The 17,543-nt window shown below is 58.7% G+C and carries 14 protein-coding genes; 4 read left to right on the top strand and 10 right to left on the bottom strand.

Going from position 1 to position 17,543, the window contains the following annotated elements:
• The first annotated feature begins 37 nt into the window (after positions 1-37).
• On the top strand, positions 38-1,009 hold the full coding sequence (locus LGT41_RS15385; protein ID WP_274127822.1) for a hypothetical protein: 972 nt from the start codon (positions 38-40) through the stop codon (positions 1,007-1,009).
• Here LGT41_RS15385 and LGT41_RS15380 read toward each other — a convergent pair.
• The 8 genes from LGT41_RS15380 to LGT41_RS15345 all read right to left on the bottom strand — a co-directional run bounded on the left by LGT41_RS15380 (position 1,006) and on the right by LGT41_RS15345 (position 11,083).
• Positions 1,006-1,938 (bottom strand): 2-hydroxyacid dehydrogenase, encoded by a 933-nt coding sequence (locus LGT41_RS15380; protein WP_274127821.1) that lies wholly within the window; start codon positions 1,936-1,938, stop codon positions 1,006-1,008. The genes LGT41_RS15385 and LGT41_RS15380 overlap by 4 nt on opposite strands.
• Positions 1,938-3,080: a rod shape-determining protein RodA gene (gene rodA, locus LGT41_RS15375; RefSeq protein ID WP_274127819.1), complete on the bottom strand. Its 1,143-nt coding sequence runs from the start codon at positions 3,078-3,080 to the stop codon at positions 1,938-1,940. Before rodA ends, LGT41_RS15380 begins: the two co-directional genes overlap by 1 nt.
• Positions 3,077-5,020: a penicillin-binding protein 2 gene (mrdA, locus tag LGT41_RS15370; protein WP_274127817.1), complete on the bottom strand. Its 1,944-nt coding sequence runs from the start codon at positions 5,018-5,020 to the stop codon at positions 3,077-3,079. Before mrdA ends, rodA begins: the two co-directional genes overlap by 4 nt.
• Entirely contained in the window at positions 5,017-5,550 is a 534-nt protein-coding gene (locus LGT41_RS15365) for a hypothetical protein (RefSeq protein ID WP_274127816.1), read from the bottom strand. The genes mrdA and LGT41_RS15365 overlap by 4 nt, the downstream gene beginning before the upstream one ends.
• Positions 5,547-6,500 carry a rod shape-determining protein MreC gene (mreC, locus tag LGT41_RS15360; protein ID WP_274127815.1) on the bottom strand — a complete coding sequence of 318 codons (954 nt, stop codon included), beginning with the start codon at positions 6,498-6,500 and terminating at the stop codon, positions 5,547-5,549. The genes LGT41_RS15365 and mreC overlap by 4 nt, the downstream gene beginning before the upstream one ends.
• Before the next feature lie 31 nt (positions 6,501-6,531).
• Positions 6,532-7,569: a rod shape-determining protein gene (locus tag LGT41_RS15355; RefSeq protein ID WP_274127814.1), complete on the bottom strand. Its 1,038-nt coding sequence runs from the start codon at positions 7,567-7,569 to the stop codon at positions 6,532-6,534.
• Between the two features lie 264 nt (positions 7,570-7,833).
• Positions 7,834-9,390, bottom strand: a complete 1,557-nt coding sequence (locus LGT41_RS15350; RefSeq protein ID WP_274127813.1) for a 2-isopropylmalate synthase — start codon at positions 9,388-9,390, stop codon at positions 7,834-7,836.
• Positions 9,391-9,616: 226 nt separating this feature from the next.
• Positions 9,617-11,083, bottom strand: coding sequence for an MORN repeat-containing protein (locus LGT41_RS15345; RefSeq protein ID WP_420720192.1), 1,467 nt, complete (start codon positions 11,081-11,083; stop codon positions 9,617-9,619).
• Positions 11,084-11,305: 222 nt separating this feature from the next.
• Between LGT41_RS15345 and LGT41_RS15340 the strand changes: the two genes are divergently transcribed.
• Positions 11,306-12,964 (top strand): NAD+ synthase, encoded by a 1,659-nt coding sequence (locus LGT41_RS15340; protein WP_274129748.1) that lies wholly within the window; start codon positions 11,306-11,308, stop codon positions 12,962-12,964.
• The gene (gltX, locus tag LGT41_RS15335; protein WP_274127812.1) at positions 12,961-14,280 is read left to right on the top strand and encodes a glutamate--tRNA ligase; all 1,320 of its coding nucleotides are present in this window, start codon (positions 12,961-12,963) and stop codon (positions 14,278-14,280) included. The genes LGT41_RS15340 and gltX overlap by 4 nt, the downstream gene beginning before the upstream one ends.
• Here gltX and LGT41_RS15330 read toward each other — a convergent pair.
• Both LGT41_RS15330 and LGT41_RS15325 read right to left on the bottom strand, forming a co-directional pair.
• Complete coding sequence (locus tag LGT41_RS15330; protein WP_274127811.1) at positions 14,277-15,302, bottom strand: Gfo/Idh/MocA family protein; 1,026 nt, start codon at positions 15,300-15,302, stop codon at positions 14,277-14,279. The two genes, gltX and LGT41_RS15330, sit on opposite strands and share 4 nt — an antisense overlap.
• A gap of 10 nt (positions 15,303-15,312) precedes the next feature.
• Complete coding sequence (locus tag LGT41_RS15325; RefSeq protein ID WP_274127810.1) at positions 15,313-16,098, bottom strand: ThuA domain-containing protein; 786 nt, start codon at positions 16,096-16,098, stop codon at positions 15,313-15,315.
• Between the two features lie 281 nt (positions 16,099-16,379).
• On the opposite strand from LGT41_RS15325, the gene LGT41_RS15320 reads away from it, so the two are divergent.
• Positions 16,380-17,540 (top strand): acyl-CoA dehydrogenase, encoded by a 1,161-nt coding sequence (locus LGT41_RS15320; RefSeq protein ID WP_274129747.1) that lies wholly within the window; start codon positions 16,380-16,382, stop codon positions 17,538-17,540.
• Positions 17,541-17,543 lie beyond the last annotated feature (3 nt).

Raw genomic sequence — 17,543 nt, 5'->3', positions numbered from 1 at the left:
AGCCCGGTTTGCGGCGTATCACGCTTATGGGGGTGCGATGCAAAAGAGCATGAAAATCGGCTGGATCGCGGCAATTACCGCCGCCGCCGTGCTGACAGCGGCCATTCCGCTGCTTCAGCCGATCGTGCAGCAGGTGCAGCTTGCCCCCGATCAGGGTGCGGCCTGGTATTACTGGAAGCGGCCCGACCCGAACCTTGCCTCGCGCGCGACTGCCTGGGGGCTGTATGTGCTGAATCAGGTGTTCTTCTGGGGGCTGATCTGGTGGGCCAAGGCCAACCGCGAACGGCTGCGCGACCGCAACCAGATGCACCCTGTGAACTGGATCGCCCTTGCCGGCATGGGTGTTTTCGGGCTGCTGCACTATCTGCAAACCGCCCTGTGGTATGACGGGTTGGCGCAAGATACATCGGTTGCCTCCAGCCAGTATTCGGTAATTTTTCTGCTGGTGATCGTGCTGATCATCGAAGCCCCGCGCCGCGGGCTGTTCTTTGGCACATCCGGCAACTGGCTTGCGCGTGCGCGCCCTGTGCTGATTGCCACGCATGGCTATTATTTCGCCTGGGCGATCACTTATACATTCTGGTTTCACCCGATGGTTTACACCTGGGGGCATTTATTCGGGTTTTTCTATACATTCCTGCTGATGATTCAGGGCGCGCTTATCTTTACCCGTGTGCATACAAATCGCTATTGGACAGTGCTGCTGGAGGTTTTGGTGCTGTTTCACGGCACGGTCGTGGCCATAACCGCAGGGCAGGCGTTTTGGCCAATGTTCTTTTTCGGGTTTCTGGCGATTTTCGTGGTGACACAAATGCACGGCATCGGGCTTGGGAAATATCTGCGCTGGGCCATTGGGCTTGCAGCACTCGCCGCCGTAATTGTGGTTTATAACGGGCGCGGCTGGGGCATGGTGAACGAGGTTGTCCGTATTCCGGCAATCGACTATCTGCTTGTCGGGCTGATCGGGGGGCTGATCTTGCTGGCGCAGAACTTACGCCGCCGCAGCTAATATCCGGCGCTGCGGTCGACCTGAAAGAGCAGGTCTTCACCATGTGTGCTGCGGGCGATATTTTCGGCCAGAACCTCGGCACAGGTTTCCGGGCGTGAGCTTGCCGCAATATGCGGGGTGACGGTAACGCGCGGATGCGCCCAGAACGGATGGTCGGCTGGCAGCGGTTCGGTCTGGAACACATCAAGCGTGGCATGGCCGATATCGCCACGCTCAAGCGCGACAAGAAGTGCTGCCTCATCCACCAGACCGCCACGGCCGGGGTTGATGATAATGCTTCCGCGCCGCATTTGTGCCAGTGTTTCGGCGTTCAGCACATGGTGGGTATTGTCGGTATAGGGCAATAGCAGCACCAGAATTTCAGACGTTTCCAGCACAGTCTTCAGCCCGTCATCACCCGAATAACAGGCGATGCCGGCTATATTTTTCTGAGTCCGGCTCCACCCTGTTACGCGAAAGCCGAATTGCGCCAGTGCTGCGCCGCAATTGGCCCCGAGGGCCCCAAGCCCCAGAATGCCAATGCTGCGGTCACGCGCGAGCGGTGGAAATACCGTGTTGCGCCACTGCCCGTCCTGGCCGTGGATATGTGTGTCCATGCCGATATGGTGGCGCAATACATGTGCTGCCACATAGTCGCGCATACCCATCGCAAGCCCGGCATCCACCATACGTGTCAGCGGCACGTTCAGGCTGGCATTGCCAATGATCTTTTCAACCCCCGCCCAGAGGCTGAACACCGCGCGCAGCCCGGGAAAGGCCGAAAAATCCTGCACGGGCCCGTCGGGGGCGTAGATGATATAGTTGACCTGATCCGCCGGAATATCGGGGGCAAGCCTTGCCTCAATACCGCGTGCGGCCAAAAGCGGGGGCAGGGCGGCGCGATAGCCGGGCCAGTCGGCCCTGTTGCCTGCGTAAAGAATATGCTGCATCAGCCCCTCGGCCTGTGAATATGCGCGCTTTGAACAAGGCCGAATGCGCCAAACAGCACCAACATGGCCGAGCCACCATAGGACACCAGCGGCAAGGGCACGCCCACAACCGGCAGCAACCCCATGACCATGCCCATATTAATGGCAAAGTAGAAGAAGAAGGTTGCCGCCACGCCGCCGATCAGCAAGGCGCCAAACCTGTCGCGGTTGATCAGCATGGCGTGAATGCAAAAACCGACAATGAGCGTGTAAAGCACCAGCAAGAATGTGGTGCCGACAAAGCCGAATTCTTCGGCAAGCGTGGTGAAAATAAAGTCGGTGTGTTTTTCGGGCACGAAGTTAAGCCGCGTTTGCGTTCCCTGCATGAAGCCGCGCCCGTCAAACCCGCCCGAACCGAGCGCGATTTTGGACTGGCTGATGTGATAGCCCGCGCCAAGCGGGTCCAGATCCGGGTTCAGAAAGGTTTCGATACGCCGATACTGATAGTTTTCCAGCAATTGCCAGCTTGTGCCCCATGACAGGAACACCGATGTGACAGCGCCTGCGACCGCCGCAATCGCCGCCAGAAAATACCAAATGCTGACCCCGGCCAGAAACATGATAACCGCGCCGCTGGCAATAATCAGCAGTGCCGTGCCAAGGTCGGGTTGCATTAGTGTAAGCGCGGCAGGAATAAACGTAAGCAATAGCGGCAGGATCACCCAGAACGGGCGCGATACTTTTACAGGGTCAAGCCAGTCGTAATACATGGCCAAGACCATGACGACGGCGATTTTGGCCGCCTCCGAAGGCTGAAGGCGGATAAATCCAAGATTGAGCCAGCGTTGCGCGCCCATGCCAGCGCTGCCCACAAACTCGACCGCGACAAGCAGCAACAGCGCGCCGATGTAAATGAACGGGGTGATCGAGCGCCAGAATCGGATATGGATGAAGGCGACAATGAACATCAGCACAAGCCCGGTGCCAAAGCGGATCATCTGATCGCCCGCCCAAGGCTCGTAAGAGCCGCCGGCGATGGAATAGAGCATCAGAAAGCCGATACTGGCCACAGCGCCGAGCAACAGCACCAAGGGCCAGTTGATAAAGAAAATCTTGCGCAAGCCCGTGGGCGAAACCGTCAGGAACTGGTCAAAAAAGGTCATGCGCGGTCGCTCCGCGCCGCGGGGGTGGACACGGTCGGGCCCGGCTCCAAAGCGCGCTGTTCGATCAGTTTTTCATGTTGCTCGCGTGGATAGGCCGAAAGTGGCGGCTGGGTGCCGTAAAGCGCACGCAGCAAAATATCGCGGGCAATGGGTGCAGCCACGGTCGAGCCGCCACCGCCATGCTCGACCACGACAGACACGGCAAAGCGCGGGTTGTCATAAGGCGCATAGCAGACAAACAGCGCATGGTCGCGCCGGTTCCAGGGCAAGTCTTCATTGCGGGTAATACCGGCAGCCCGCTCTTCTGTGGTGATCTGGCGCACCTGGCTCGTGCCGGTTTTGCCCGCCATTTCCATGCCGGGTGCGGTAATGCGCGCGGAATAGGCGGTGCCGCGGCGATTGTTCGAAACCTCATACATGCCAAGCCGCACCTGGGCCAAGCCCTCGGCGCTTACATCAAGCGGTTCAGCCTCGGGCGTGTCAACCGGAACGCCGTTGATGCGGCTGATCAGCCGTGGCACCAGTTTGCGGCCACTGGCAATGCGCGCCGTCATAAGCGCAAGCTCCAGTGGTGAGGCCGAAACAAATCCCTGGCCGATACCGGCATTGATCGTATCGCCGATCAGCCAGCTATGGCCAAGGGATTCCTGCTTCCAGGCCTTGGTTGGCATCCGCCCGGAAGTCAGCGCCGGAAGCGGCAGATCGGGCTCTGTGCCCATGCCAAGCGTTTGCGCCATCTCGCTGATCGCCTCAATGCCAACACGTTGCGCAATTTCGTAATAATAGACATCGCAACTGTTTTGCAGGCCTTCGGGCAAGTTCATCCGCCCATGTCCGCTTGCCTTCCAACAGTGGAAGCGCCGCCCGCCGATTTCATAAAATCCCGGGCAATAAATGCGCTCCTCGGGCGTGACCACACCGGCTTTGAGCGCCGCCAGTGCGACCACCATCTTGAAGGTCGAGCCGGGTGGGTATGTGCCCGATACGGTTTTGTCACCCAAGGGGCGATATTCGTTGTTGTTCAGTGCGCTCCAATCGGTTTGCGAAATGCCGAAAACCAGTTTGTTGGGGTCAAACGAGGGGGTCGAGGCGAGCGCGCGCAAATCGCCATTGCGCAGGTCAATCACCACGGCGGCGGCGCTTTCGTCTTTCATGCGGAAATGCGCGTAGTGTTGCAAATCGCTGTCGAGCGTGAGTTGCAGATCGTTGCCGGGCGTGCCTTCGGTGCGGTCAAGTTCGCGCATCACGCGCCCGGTGGCGTTCACCTCGACATGGCTGAGGCCCGGCTTGCCGCGCAGCAGGTCTTCGCTTGTCCGCTCGATCCCGGTTTTGCCGATTATGGGCGAGGGAAGCTGCATCACCTCATCGGGGTTTTCAAGGCGGCTCAGATCATCCTCGGACACGGCGCTGACATAGCCTGCCACATGTGCAAAATCGCCAATTGTCGGGTAGCTGCGGGTCAGCCCGACTTCGGTAAATACACCGGGCAATGCGGGGGCGTTGGCCGAAACCAGCGCGAAGCGTTCCCAGTCGAGCTGTTCAGCGACCGTCACCGAGGCATGGGCGCGGCGCTCCATAACTTCCGCCAGCACCTTTTGGCGCTCTGTCTCATCAAGGCCAACAAGCGGTGCAAGACGCTTTAGCACGCCGTCAACATCACCCGCCTGTTCGCGCACAATGACGACACGGTAGTTTTGATCATTCGCGGCAACAAGCACACCGTTCCTGTCAAATACCAGGCCGCGAGCGGCTGGCACAAGCCGCGTTGCTATGCGGTTTTCCTCGGCCAAAAGCCTGTAGCGTTCGGATTCGGTAACCTGAAGGTTATACATTCGCCAGCCAAGCGTGCCGACAATGCCCGCCTGCACACCGCCCAGCAAAAGCGCGCGGCGCGACAGGCGCGCGCGGGTGAGGTGCGGAAAAGGCGCCGGGCGTCTCATATCACACGTCCCAATCTGTCTATGTCAAAACCGCCGGGTATAGGCCGTAGTCGGATTATATAGCGCAAGAATGCCACAATAAATGGGTAGGTTACAAATGTCGCAAGCGCAATACGGCCAATACTTGCCAGCGACAGGGTGTTTGACAGCGACATCGCCAGCAGCAGGTTCTGCGCCAGCATCATCAGCACAAAGCCAACGCCAACCGCGATCCATTCAAGAAAGAAGCCATAGTCGCGCAGCACCCGCGCATTGTTGCGCGCCACCTCACTGGTGATCAGCAGCATCAGCGCGCCAAGGCCGACGGGGCGCATCAGCACGAAATCGGCCAAAAGGGCCATCGCAACGACAAGCGGCATGTTGGCGCTGCGGTCCTGGCGTACGATCCATGCAATGCTGAGCGCATACAGCAAATCGGGCGGCAGGCGGCGGTTTACCGAATAATCCAGCGTGACAAGCGGAAAGGTGATGCAAAGTGCGGCCAGCGCAAGATAGAGCGCGCGGCGCAGAAAGAGGCGCCAGCCGGTCAATGCGGGTCTTCCACTACCGGTGTTTCCGGTTCGGGCGTGGTCTCTGGCGCTGTTTCGGGCAGGGCTGCTGGCGCGACCTCTGCCGTGGTTGGGGGGATGTCGCCGATAATGCCACCCGGACCGAGAATCTGCTCCTCGCCGGCATTGCGCAGCACGCGCAAAAATTCGGCATTGCGATAATCGGCTGCCAATGCAACGCGCAGGCGGCCATCGGGGCTGCGCACAAGTTCGCCCACCAGCAGGTCTGGTGGAAACACCCCGCCATCGCCCGAGGTAACAACCCGCATTCCGGCCGCAAGCTCGTTCGGGTCGGTTGCAAATTGCAATATCGGGTTGGCAGTATTGTCGCCCACCAAAATGGCGCGCTGCCGCGCCACGGGCAGTGTAACCGGCACTTGCGACGAGCTGTCGGTCAAAAACAACAGCCGGGATGTGCGTTCGCCTACACCGGCAATGCGGCCGATCAGACCCCGGCCATCGACCACCGCCTGCCCGTCGGCCACCCCGTCGATAAGGCCCACATTCAGCAGGCCCGATTGCGAGAACGGGCTGCCGGCATCGGCCATCAGTTCGCCCGCCACATAGGCAAGGCTGGGGTTCAGGCGCAGGTTGTTCAAGGCGCGCAACTCGGCATTCTTCTGTTCAAGCTGGGATGCGGCCTCGCGCCAAACCTCTAGCCGCTGCAATTCGCGGCGCAGTTCAAGGTTTTGCTGATAGATCTGCTCGTAGCTGCGATAATCGTCAAGGATACGGCTGACGCTGGTAATTGGCGTAAGAACCCAACTCATCGAGGGCACGAAACGGTCAATCAGCATCATGCGGAAACGTTCAACCCGTGGATTGTCGATGCGCCACAGCAAGAACAGCAGCAGGCATAGCGCAACCAGCAGCCCCAAAACGAAGCGGCGCAGAATCTTCCAGTTAGACGCTGTTGCACTGTCGCCCGCCATTGCGTGCCCCGTTTATCGCCCGTTCATCCGCTCAGCCGAAATCGAGAACATGGGCCAGTTGCTTTTCGTATTCCAGCGCCTTGCCCGTGCCAAGCGCCACGCAGTTGAGCGTTTCATCGGCAATGGAAATGGCAAGGCCGGTCTGCTCGCGCAATGCCAGATCAAGCTCGCCAAGCAATGCACCACCGCCCGTAAGCATGACGCCACGATCTACAATATCGGCAGCAAGGTCGGGCGGGGTGGATTCAAGCGCCGTCATCACGGCTTCGCAAATTTGCTGCACGGGTTCGGCCAGGGCTTCGGCAATTTGCGCCTGGGTGATTTCGGTTTCCTTCGGCACGCCGTTGAGCAGGTCGCGCCCGCGGATCAGCATACTGGCGCCGCGCCCGTCATCGGGCATACGCGCGGTGCCGATGGCGGTCTTGATCCGCTCGGCGGTGCTTTCGCCGATAAGAATGTTATGCTGGCGGCGCAGATACGAGATGATGCCCTCATCCATCCGGTCGCCACCCACGCGCACCGAACGCGCATAAACGATGTCGCCAAGCGACAGAACCGCAACCTCGGTCGTGCCGCCGCCAATATCCACCACCATGCTGCCGGTCGGGTCGGTAATGGGCATCCCGGCGCCTATGGCTGCGGCGATCGGCTCGGCGATCAGCCCGGCAATACGCGCGCCCGCCCCAAGAACCGATTGACGGATCGCACGTTTTTCCACTGGCGTTGCCCCGTAGGGCACGCAGACGATAACGCGCGGCTTGGCGAATGAACCACGCTTATGCACCTTGCGGATGAAGTATTTGATCATCTCTTCGGCAACAGCGAAATCTGCAATGACACCGTCACGCATCGGGCGGATCGCCTCGATGCTGCCGGGTGTGCGGCCGATCATCAGCTTGGCCTCTTCGCCAACCGCCAATACCTGTTTCTTGCCGTCACGGATATGGTAGGCCACCACCGAAGGTTCGTTCAGAATAATGCCCTTGCCCTTTACATAGACAAGCGTGTTTGCCGTGCCGAGATCCATTGCCATATCGGCCGAAAACAGCCCGCTGAGTGCTCCGAACATTCGGTATTTCCCTATTCTGCGTTAGAATCGGCCCAAATTGGCCCCGCAACTGTATAATGCCAGCGCTGCGGGCGCGTAAAGGGTTGATCCCCTGTGCGTAATTATGGCGCGGCTTCTTGCCTGTTTATGCAGTAATAGGTCAAAAATATGGATGATTTCGCGGTAAAAATTGCACAATTCGAACATAGATGGTTTGCCCCATGCAGTAAAAACCCCCGCGCTTTGGGGCGCGGGGGTTCAGGAGGTGCCAGATGTCAGGTAACGTTATTGCGAGGCAATTGCCGCTGGTGCGGTTTTCTGGCGGCGCAATATCAGCTTGTTGAGCGCATTCACATAGGCCTTGGTCGAGGCGACAACCGTGTCGGTATCCGATGACTGGCCGGTTACAATTTTGCCACCCTCTTCCATGCGCACCGAGACTGTGGCCTGCGCATCTGTGCCTTCTGTCACCGCGCTGACCTGATAAAGCTGCAAGCTCGCCTCATGCGCAAACAGGGCCTTGACCGCCATGAAGGCCGCATCGACCGGGCCATCGCCCGTGGCTTCAACGCTATGGTCCTCACCGCCGATTGTCAGCGTCAGGTTGGCGGTTTGCGGGCCTTCCGTGCCGCAGACCACGCGCAGATACTTTACCTGAATATGGTCATTGGCGGCATTGGTATTGCTGTCGGCCATCAAAGCGATCAGGTCTTCGTCGTAGATTTCCTTTTTGCGGTCGGCCAACGCCTTGAAGCGCACGAACACGTCTTTGAGCTGGTTGTCGCCCAACTCATAACCGAGGTTTTCGAGCTTGGAGCGCAAGGCCGCGCGGCCCGAATGTTTGCCCATGACAATGTTGGTTTCGGTCAGGCCAATATCTTCGGGGCGCATGATTTCAAACGTCTCGGCGTTTTTCAGCATCCCGTCCTGATGGATGCCGCTTTCATGCGCAAAGGCGTTCTTGCCGACAATCGCCTTGTTGAACTGCACCGGAAAGCCCGAAACCGTAGAGACCATGCGGCTGACCTGCATGATCTTTCTGGCGTCGATCCCAGTGCGGTAGGGCATGATATCGTTGCGCACGCGCAAGGCCATCACCACCTCTTCCAAAGCGGTATTGCCCGCACGTTCGCCAAGCCCGTTGATCGTGCATTCGATCTGGCGCGCCCCGGCTTGCACGGCGGCCAGCGAATTCGCGGTCGCCATGCCAAGGTCGTTATGGCAATGCGTGGCAAAAACCACCTCATCGGCACCCGGCACGGTTTCAATCAGCCGGCGGATCAGGTCGGCGTTTTCCATTGGCGCGGTATAGCCAACTGTATCGGGGATATTGATGGTTGTGGCACCCGCCCTGATAGCAATGTCGATCGTGCGGCACAGATAGTCCCATTCGGTGCGGGTTGCATCCATTGACGACCATTGCACATCGTCGCACAGGTTGCGCGCATAGGTCACGCAGTCATGAATGCGTTCGGCCATCTGGTCCTGGTTGAGGTTCGGAATGGCGCGGTGCAGCGGCGAAGTGCCGATGAAGGTATGGATGCGCGGGCGGTGGGCGTGTTTCACCGCCTCCCAGCAGCGGTCGATATCGTTGAAATTGGCGCGCGACAGCCCGCAAATCACCGCATTCTTGGCGTTTTTGGCAATTTCACTGACGGCGTAAAAATCTCCATCCGAAGCGATGGGAAAGCCCGCCTCGATAATGTCAACGCCCATATCGTCAAGCAGGGCGGCGATATCCAGCTTTTCGCTATGGCTCATCGTGGCGCCGGGGCTTTGCTCGCCATCGCGCAAGGTTGTGTCGAAAATCAACACATGGTCCTGTTTGGACGTATCTGTCATGATTATGGTCTCTTGATTATGTTTGGCTGTGTGCGAATGCGGCGCGATTTGGTCAGTCCCCTGAGCGCGCGCACCGCTTTGCTGGCACGCTCAGAGGCGGGCTAGCAGCAATAGGCCAGCAGAGCCGCCAAAGCCCGCTGCCTGAAACTGAATGAATTTTGCATCCATACACATGCGGCACAGTATAGGCCGCGCCGCATGGCATGAAAAGCGAAAAAACGCGGGCCTAGTTTGCGCCCGCGGCGGCTGCGTCTTCTTCGGTGGCCTGGCGGCCGTTCAGCCAGAAACCGTCATACACATCGCCGGTGGCATATTGCATTGTGCCGCGCCCGTGGCGCTGCCCGTCTAGAAATACACCTGTGTAAACATCGCCGTTGGGGTAGCGGGCGGTGCCTTCGCCATTGATCACACCGGCCGACCATTCGCCCTCATACTCGAACCGGCCCGTTGTGCTTGTGCCATCGGCCAGCACGACCGTTTCTTCGGGCATCAGGATCGTGCCAAACCCGTCGCGCTGACCGGCGGTGAAATTGCCGGAATAGACGGTGCCGTCGGAATAGGTTGCAACGCCCTGACCTTCGCGCAGCCCGTCGACCCATTCGCCGGTATATTGGTAACCGTTCTCATGCGTCATGGTGCCGGTGCCGTGGTTGCGGGCGTTGCGGAACTCGCCCTCATAGACCAGACCATCGGCATAGCGCGCAATGCCGCTGCCTTCGATCACACCATTGACCCAGCTGCCTTCGTATGACGACCCGTCGGGATAGGTGATTTTTCCCGTGCCGTGGGCCAGGTCGTTTTCAAACTCGCCTTCATAGACCGAACCATCGGGGTAAACGACACGGCCCGCGCCCTGCATTTTGCCTTCGACCCAATTGCCGGTATAGGCATAGCCATCGGTGCCGGTGAACGTGCCCTGACCGTGGCGTTGATCAGCACGAAAGCTGCCTTCATACCTGTCACCCGAAGCATAGACCGCAACGCCATTCCCCTCGCGCTGGCCGTTGACCATTGTGCCTTCGTAGCGGTCGCCATTGGGCTGAATCAGCACGCCTTCACCATTGATCTGCCCGCCAGCCCATTCGCCGGTATAAACCAGACCGTCGGGCAGGCTGAGCGTGCCGGTGCCTGCCCGCTCGCCGCGCACAAGCGTGCCTTCGTAAATCGCGCCATCGGGATAGGTGATTTTGCCGGTGCCGTCTTTCACGCCGCCAACCCACTGGCCTTCGTAAATATAGCCGTTCGGGCTGGTCATAATGCCAAAGCCTTCGTGAACGGCATCAACAAAGTCGCCCGTGTAAATCACGCCATTCGCATATACGGCGGTGCCGCTGCCGGTGATCTTGCCATCGACCCATTCACCCTCATAGGTGCCACCATCGGCAAAGGTGATGCGGCCCTGGCCTTCGGGGCGCCCGTTCATGAAAGCGCCGACATAGACCGATCCGTTGGGAAAGCGCGCTTCGCCCTGGCCCTCGATGCGGCCTTCAACCCATTGGCCGGTATATTCATAGCCGTTGGGAAGCCGGTAGGTGCCCTGGCCGTGCTGCATTCCGTTCAGGAACTCGCCCTCGTAGACACCTCCCGTATCATATTGCTTGGTGATGATCTCGCCACTTTGCGCTGCCAAAGGCGCCGTAAGCCCCAATTGCAGCGCCGCAACGATCGCGGCAAACTTAACGCGGTTTTTCACACTCACACTCCCAGACTACGTTCCCGTGATCTTGCACACCAAAAATATCCCGGTGGTCGCCAACAGGTCTTTGGGCAAGTCTAGGTTTATGGCGCCATGCTGACAATTGTTTTTTATGGTCTTTCTCATCCTGCGCGGGGTTTTCGCCGAGCATGGCTTGAAACCTGCTTGCAGCTAAGGTTATCTGCGCGAGGCTTTCCATAAGGGCGCAGAGGGGGCGCGATCATGCCTGAATTTCGCCTGACTCTGGCACAAATGGCCCCGATTGTGGGAAATCTGGCTGCAAATGCGGCGGCGGCATTGCGCGCACAGGGCGTGGCAGATGCGCAAAAGGCCGATATGGTCATGCTGCCCGAAATGTTCCTGACCGGTTATCAAACACAAGATCTGGTGCTTAAACCAGCCTTTTTGGCCGATGTTGCGCGGCATTTGGCTGCCCTCGCTGCTGACGCGGCCAATGGTGTGCCGATGCTGATCGGCGCGCCAATTCTGGAAGACGGCAATCTTTTCAACGCCTATTTCCTGCTGAATGACGGGCAGGTGCAGGTGGTTACGCGCAAGCATTATCTGCCAAACGAAGATGTGTTTGATGAAAAGCGGCTGTTCACGGCAGGCCCGCTGACCGGCCCGTTTGACGCGGGCGCACTTCGCATTGGCGCACCGATTTGCGAAGATGCCTGGCACCGTGATGTTGTTGAAACTATGGCAGAATCTGGCGCCGAACTGCTGATCGTGCCCAATGGCTCGCCCTATCGCCGCAATAAGAATGATTTAAGGATAAACCTTATGGTCGGGCAGGTCGTCTCGCATGATCTGCCGCTTGTCTATCTGAACATGCTGGGCGGGCAGGATGACCAGGTGTTTGACGGGGCAAGTTTTGTGCTTAACCCTGGCGGCCATCTGGCTGTGCAACTGCCCGCTTTTGACGAGGCTATCGTGCCTGTCGATTTCAGACAAACCGAGCAGGGCTGGCGCGCCCAAACCGGATTGCGCGAAATTTTGCCCGATGAATGGGAACAGGACTATCGCGCTATGGTTGTCGGTCTGGGCGACTATATGTCCAAATGCGGGTTTTCAAAGGCGGTTCTGGGGCTTTCAGGCGGTGTTGATTCGGCGCTTGTTGCGACAATCGCCGCCGATGCGCTTGGCCCCGGGAATGTGCGCTGCGTGATGATGCCCAGCGAATATACCTCGGCGCAGTCGTTGGAAGATGCGGCTTGCGTAGCCAACGCGCTTGGCTGCCGCCTTGACGAGGTGCCGATTGCAGCGCCACGCGCCGCTATTGGCGATGCGCTCGCGCCCTTGTTTGAGGGGTTGCAGGCCGATCTGACCGAAGAAAACATCCAGTCACGCCTGCGCGGGTTGCTGCTGATGGCCCTGTCGAACAAGTTCGGCGAAATGCTGCTGACGACCGGCAATAAATCGGAAGTGGCTGTGGGCTATGCCACAATTTACGGCGATATGGCAGGCGGTTATAACCCGTTGAAAGACCTGTATAAAACCCGTGTGTTTGAAACCTGTCGCTGGCGCAATGCCAACCACCGCCCCTGGATGAAGGCCCCAGCGGGCACGGTTATTCCGCCACGCGTGATTGAAAAACCACCCAGTGCCGAGCTGCGCGCCGACCAGAAAGACAGCGATTCGCTGCCGCCCTATGACGTGCTTGACGCGATACTCGAAGGGCTGATCGACCGCGACCTTTCTGTTGCTGAAATTGTGGCGCTCGGGCATGACCACGCCACGGTGAAACGCGTCGAACGTTTGATTTATCTGAGCGAATACAAGCGCTTCCAATCTGCGCCGGGCACGCGGCTGACCAAACGGGCCTTCTGGCTTGATCGTCGCTACCCGATGGTAAACCAATGGCGGGACCCTTCATGACAATCACACGCTTCGCGCCTAGCCCGACAGGGTATCTGCATATCGGCAACCTGCGCGCCGCGCTGTTCAACTATCTGATCGCGCGCAAGGCGGGCGGCACGTTCATTCTGCGCCTCGATGACACCGACAAAGAGCGCTCACGCCCGGAATATGCCGATGGCATTCAGCAAGATCTGGAATGGCTTGGCCTGACATGGGACAGGATCGAGCGCCAGTCAGACCGGCTTGAGCGTTATGCCGCAGCCGCCGATACCCTGCGCGGGACCGGCCGCTTGTATGAATGTTTTGAAACGCCAACCGAATTGGACTTGAAGCGCAAGACCCAGCGCAATATGGGCAAACCGCCGGTCTATGATCGTTCAGCCCTGAACCTTACCGATGCTGAACGCACCGCGCTGCGCGCCAGCCGCGAAGGATATTGGCGCTTTTTGCTCGACCAGGAGCGTATCGAGTGGAATGACGGCATACTTGGCCCGCAAAGCATTGATGCGGCCAGCCTGTCGGACCCGGTTCTTATCCGCGCCGATGGTCAGGTGCTATATACGCACGCGTCGGTTGTTGATGATATTGACATGGGCATTACCCATGTTGTGCGCGGCATGGACCATGTGACCAACACCGCGGTGCAGGCGCAGATCATGCGCGCGCTTGGCGCACAACCGCCTGAATTTGCACATCATTCCATGCTGACCGGCCCGGATGGTGAAGGCCTATCAAAGCGGCTTGGCGCGCTCTCCCTGCGCGATTTGCGTGCAGCGGGGGTGGAGCCTATGGCGATATTGTCGCTGATGGCGCGGCTCGGCTCATCCAATCCGGTGCAGGCCGAAATTGACATTGCCGCCCTGCGCGACGGGTTTGAGCCAACGCATTTCAGCGCGGCCCCGACACGGTTCGACCCCGCGGATTTGACTCCGCTTTCGGCCAAAGTCCTGCATAAGCTGAGCGTTGATGACGTTGCGGAAGATTTGGACAAAGCCGGCGTTCCAAAGGAACTTCAGGCGCCGTTTTGGGCGGCGGTTGGCCCGAATCTGACACAGCGCGCAGAAATCGTTAAATGGTGGACGATCTGCCGTGACGGTGCCGCAAGCAAGGCCGAAGGCGATGAGGCCGCGCTATGGCCACAAGCGATGAATATTCTGCCCGACTTTCCCTATGACGAGCATAGCTGGAGCGCGTGGACAGGCCGTGTTGCGGCCGCAACCGGCCGCAAGGGCAAGGCGCTGTTCCACCCGCTGCGCCGGCTCGCAACGGGCGAGGATAAAGGCCCGGATATGAAACATTTCATGCCGCTTTTGCAAAAACCGATCTCGCGTTAGCGCGCGGCTTTGTCGGAGTCCACGGCCAGATCGATGATTTTTTGCAATGCTGCGGCCCGGGCAAAACCAGGCTCGCGGGTTTGGCCCGCAGCCACGGCTTGCGCAAAACGCTGATAGTTGTTTTCGACCGGCATAAGCGGCACGTCGCGCCAGGCTGCCAAAGGCATGTCATCGCCAATCGAGGCGCGCAAGCTGCCCAGTTCACCGCTATTTGTTACCTCTAGCCCGCCTTTTTCGCCGTAAATGCGCAAGTGCAAATCGTTCAGATGGCCGGATGCAAACCGGCTGGCATGGACCACACCGACTGCACCGTTTTCAAGCCCGATATGGGCGGCGAAAGAGTCATTCGCATCAAGACTATAGTCACCGATCCGGCCATTTTTTGCCTTGTGAAAGGTCTTTAGGCGACATGAAATATCGGCGATATCCGAGGCCGCCGCATAGCTTGCAAAGTCCAGTATATGAATGCCGACATCGCCCAATACGCCAAGCGAGCCATGCGCCGAGGAAAGCCGCCACAGCCATTGCGACTCGGTGCGCCAATCGCCCCAGGCCGGTTGGGTGAGCCAGCTTTGCAAATAAGATGCCTCAATATGCCGGACAGTGCCAACCGCGCCAGCCAGCACCATGTCGCGCGCTTTTTGCAGGGCCGCAACGTTGCGATAGGTCAGGTTGACCATACCGACCAAACCTTTTGCGGCCTGCGCCATCTCATCGGCATGGGCGTGGTTTGTTGCCAGCGGCTTTTCACAAAATACATGTTTACCAGCGGCAAGGCAGGCCAGGGTTGTGGGGTAATGGGCGCCATCCGGGGTGACATTGGCAACCGCGTCAAACTGCCCCCAGTCCAATGCCGCTTGAAGTGAAGAAAACCGCTGCGAAATTCTGAAACTGTCGCAAAATTCTTGCAGGTTTCCGGCATTGGTATCGACACCCGCAACCAGCGAAATACCCGGAATTTTTGCAAATTCTGCCGCATGTTGGCGCGCCATGCCGCCGGTGCCAAGTATGAGAAGCCGCATCGTTTACCTCTTAACGAAGGCCGGATTCACCGGGCTTGTGGAGCTGCAAGCCGCGCGCGGAAATGGGCTCCAGCGCCCGTTCGACCGGCACATTCGGTGCGTCTGTCGCATCGGCCAGGGCCGGTTGCGGGTTATGCGCCCATTTTACGGCATTGCGCAACACGGTTTGCACATGGGCATTGTGATAGGTCGGATAGGTTTCATGGCCCGGGCGGAAGTAAAACACATTGCCCGCGCCGCGCCTGTAGGTCAGCCCAGACCGAAACACTTCGCCGCCCTCAAACCAGCTGACGAACACGGTTTCCAGCGGTTCGGGCACACCAAAGGGTTCGCCATACATTTCTTCATTTTCCAACTCGAAATGGTCAGGCAGGCCAGCCGCAATCGGGTGGCTGCGAGTTGTCACCCAAAGCCGTTCCCGCTCGCCCGCCTCGCGCCAGGTCAGGTTGCAGGGAGTGCCCATCAAGCGTTTGAATATTTTGGAAAAATGCGCCGAATGCAGCAAGATCAGCCCCATGCCTTCCCATACACGCAGCGCCACACGCTCGACAATTTCGTCAGACACGTCACCATGCGCTGCATGGCCCCACCACAGCAAGACATCGCAGCCATCAAGCCGGGCCTGGCCAAGCCCATGTTCAGGCTCTTGCAGGGTTGCCGTAGTCGCGTGGATTGCAGCATCGGTGTTGAGCGCCGCCGCAATCGTGCCATGCAGTCCTTCGGGATAGATGTCGCGCACCCCGGCATTGGATTGTTCGTGAACATTCTCGCCCCAAACGATGGTATTTATTGCCATGAACCTGCGTCTCCAAAAGTGCTGTCGGGGCATAGTAGGTGAAACTTGGCACGGGGAAAGGTCTTTTTGAATCGCACAGTAATGCTGGCCGCCGCGCTGTAAGGTGGTTCAGCATCGAACATTAATTTTCATGGCTGGAATTCCCCTAAGCCATTTGCAAACAAGGTTCTGGCCTTGTGTTTCAGCCGTAAATCTGGATCATGCGTGCAGGTATTTTATACATAAAGGAACACGCCTTGACCCCTGAACAGGCCCGCGCCCCCTTGCCATCTGTCAACTGGATGGATGTTTTCAACCTTGATGCCCAACTGACCGAAGAAGAGCGGATGATCCGTGACACCGCCGCAGCCTATGCCGAAAAAGGCCTGGCCAGCCGTGTGCTTGAGGCGAACCGCCACGAGGTGTTCCACCGCGAGATCATGGCTGAGATGGGCGAGACCGGGTTGCTTGGGGCGACCTTGCCGGAAGAATATGGCGGTGTGGGCGCAAGCTATGTGGCTTACGGGTTGATTGCGCGCGAAGTGGAGCGTGTGGATAGCGGTTATCGCAGCGCCATGTCGGTGCAAAGCTCGCTGGTGATGCACCCGATCTTTGCCTATGGCAGCGAAGAGCAGCGCCAGAAATTCCTGCCGAAACTGGCCAGCGGCGACTATATCGGCTGTTTTGGCCTGACCGAGCCTGATCACGGATCCGACCCCGGCGGAATGCTCAGCCGCGCGCGCAAAACCGATGGTGGCTATATCCTTTCGGGTGCAAAAAACTGGATTACAAACTCGCCCATTGCCGATGTTTTCATCATCTGGGCGAAGTCTGACGGGCATGATGGCAAGATCCGTGGCTTCATTCTTGAAAAGGGCATGAAGGGGCTGACGGCGCCGAAGATCGAGGGCAAGTTCAGCTTGCGCGCCTCGGTTACCGGCATGATTCAGATGAGCGATGTTTTTGTGCCCGAAGAAAACCTGCTTCCCCATGCACAAGGGCTTTCGGGGCCGTTTGGCTGCCTCAACCGTGCGCGATTCGGCATTGCCTGGGGCGCTATGGGCGCGGCCGAATTTTGCTGGCACGCCGCGCGGCAATATACGCTTGATCGCAAACAGTTTGGCCGGCCGCTTGCCGCCACGCAGTTGATCCAGAAAAAACTGGCCGATATGCAGACCGAAATTTCGCTTGGCCTGCAAGGTTGTTTGCAACTTGGGCGCATGTTTGATGCCCATGAAGCGCCTGCCGAGGCGATTTCGCTGATGAAGCGCAACAATTGCGGCAAGGCGCTGGATATTGCCCGTGTTGCGCGCGACATGCATGGCGGCAACGGGGTTTCCGATGAATATGGCGTGATCCGCCATGTGATGAACCTTGAAGCGGTAAATACCTATGAGGGCACGCATGATGTTCACGCGCTTATTCTGGGGCGCGCGCAAACCGGCATTCAGGCGTTTCAATAACGC

It is taken from the genome of Abyssibius alkaniclasticus, from assembly GCF_020447305.1.
In the GTDB taxonomy this organism is placed as follows: Bacteria; Pseudomonadota; Alphaproteobacteria; order Rhodobacterales; family Rhodobacteraceae; genus Abyssibius; species Abyssibius alkaniclasticus.
Note: the sequence above shows the minus strand (reverse complement) of the source record. Positions and strands in the feature narration are given on the sequence as shown.

Bases quoted from the DNA above. Each gene is read 5' to 3' on its own strand.
- LGT41_RS15385 (WP_274127822.1), top strand. From the start codon at position 38: ATGCAAAAGAGCATGAAAATCGGCTGGATCGCGGCAATTACCGCCGCC.
- LGT41_RS15380 (WP_274127821.1), bottom strand. From the start codon at position 1,938: ATGCAGCATATTCTTTACGCAGGCAACAGGGCCGACTGGCCCGGCTAT.
- rodA (WP_274127819.1), bottom strand. From the start codon at position 3,080: ATGACCTTTTTTGACCAGTTCCTGACGGTTTCGCCCACGGGCTTGCGC.
- mrdA (WP_274127817.1), bottom strand. From the start codon at position 5,020: ATGAGACGCCCGGCGCCTTTTCCGCACCTCACCCGCGCGCGCCTGTCG.
- mreC (WP_274127815.1), bottom strand. From the start codon at position 6,500: ATGGCGGGCGACAGTGCAACAGCGTCTAACTGGAAGATTCTGCGCCGC.
- LGT41_RS15355 (WP_274127814.1), bottom strand. From the start codon at position 7,569: ATGTTCGGAGCACTCAGCGGGCTGTTTTCGGCCGATATGGCAATGGAT.
- LGT41_RS15350 (WP_274127813.1), bottom strand. From the start codon at position 9,390: ATGACAGATACGTCCAAACAGGACCATGTGTTGATTTTCGACACAACC.
- gltX (WP_274127812.1), top strand. From the start codon at position 12,961: ATGACAATCACACGCTTCGCGCCTAGCCCGACAGGGTATCTGCATATC.
- LGT41_RS15330 (WP_274127811.1), bottom strand. From the start codon at position 15,302: ATGCGGCTTCTCATACTTGGCACCGGCGGCATGGCGCGCCAACATGCG.
- LGT41_RS15325 (WP_274127810.1), bottom strand. From the start codon at position 16,098: ATGGCAATAAATACCATCGTTTGGGGCGAGAATGTTCACGAACAATCC.
- LGT41_RS15320 (WP_274129747.1), top strand. From the start codon at position 16,380: ATGGATGTTTTCAACCTTGATGCCCAACTGACCGAAGAAGAGCGGATG.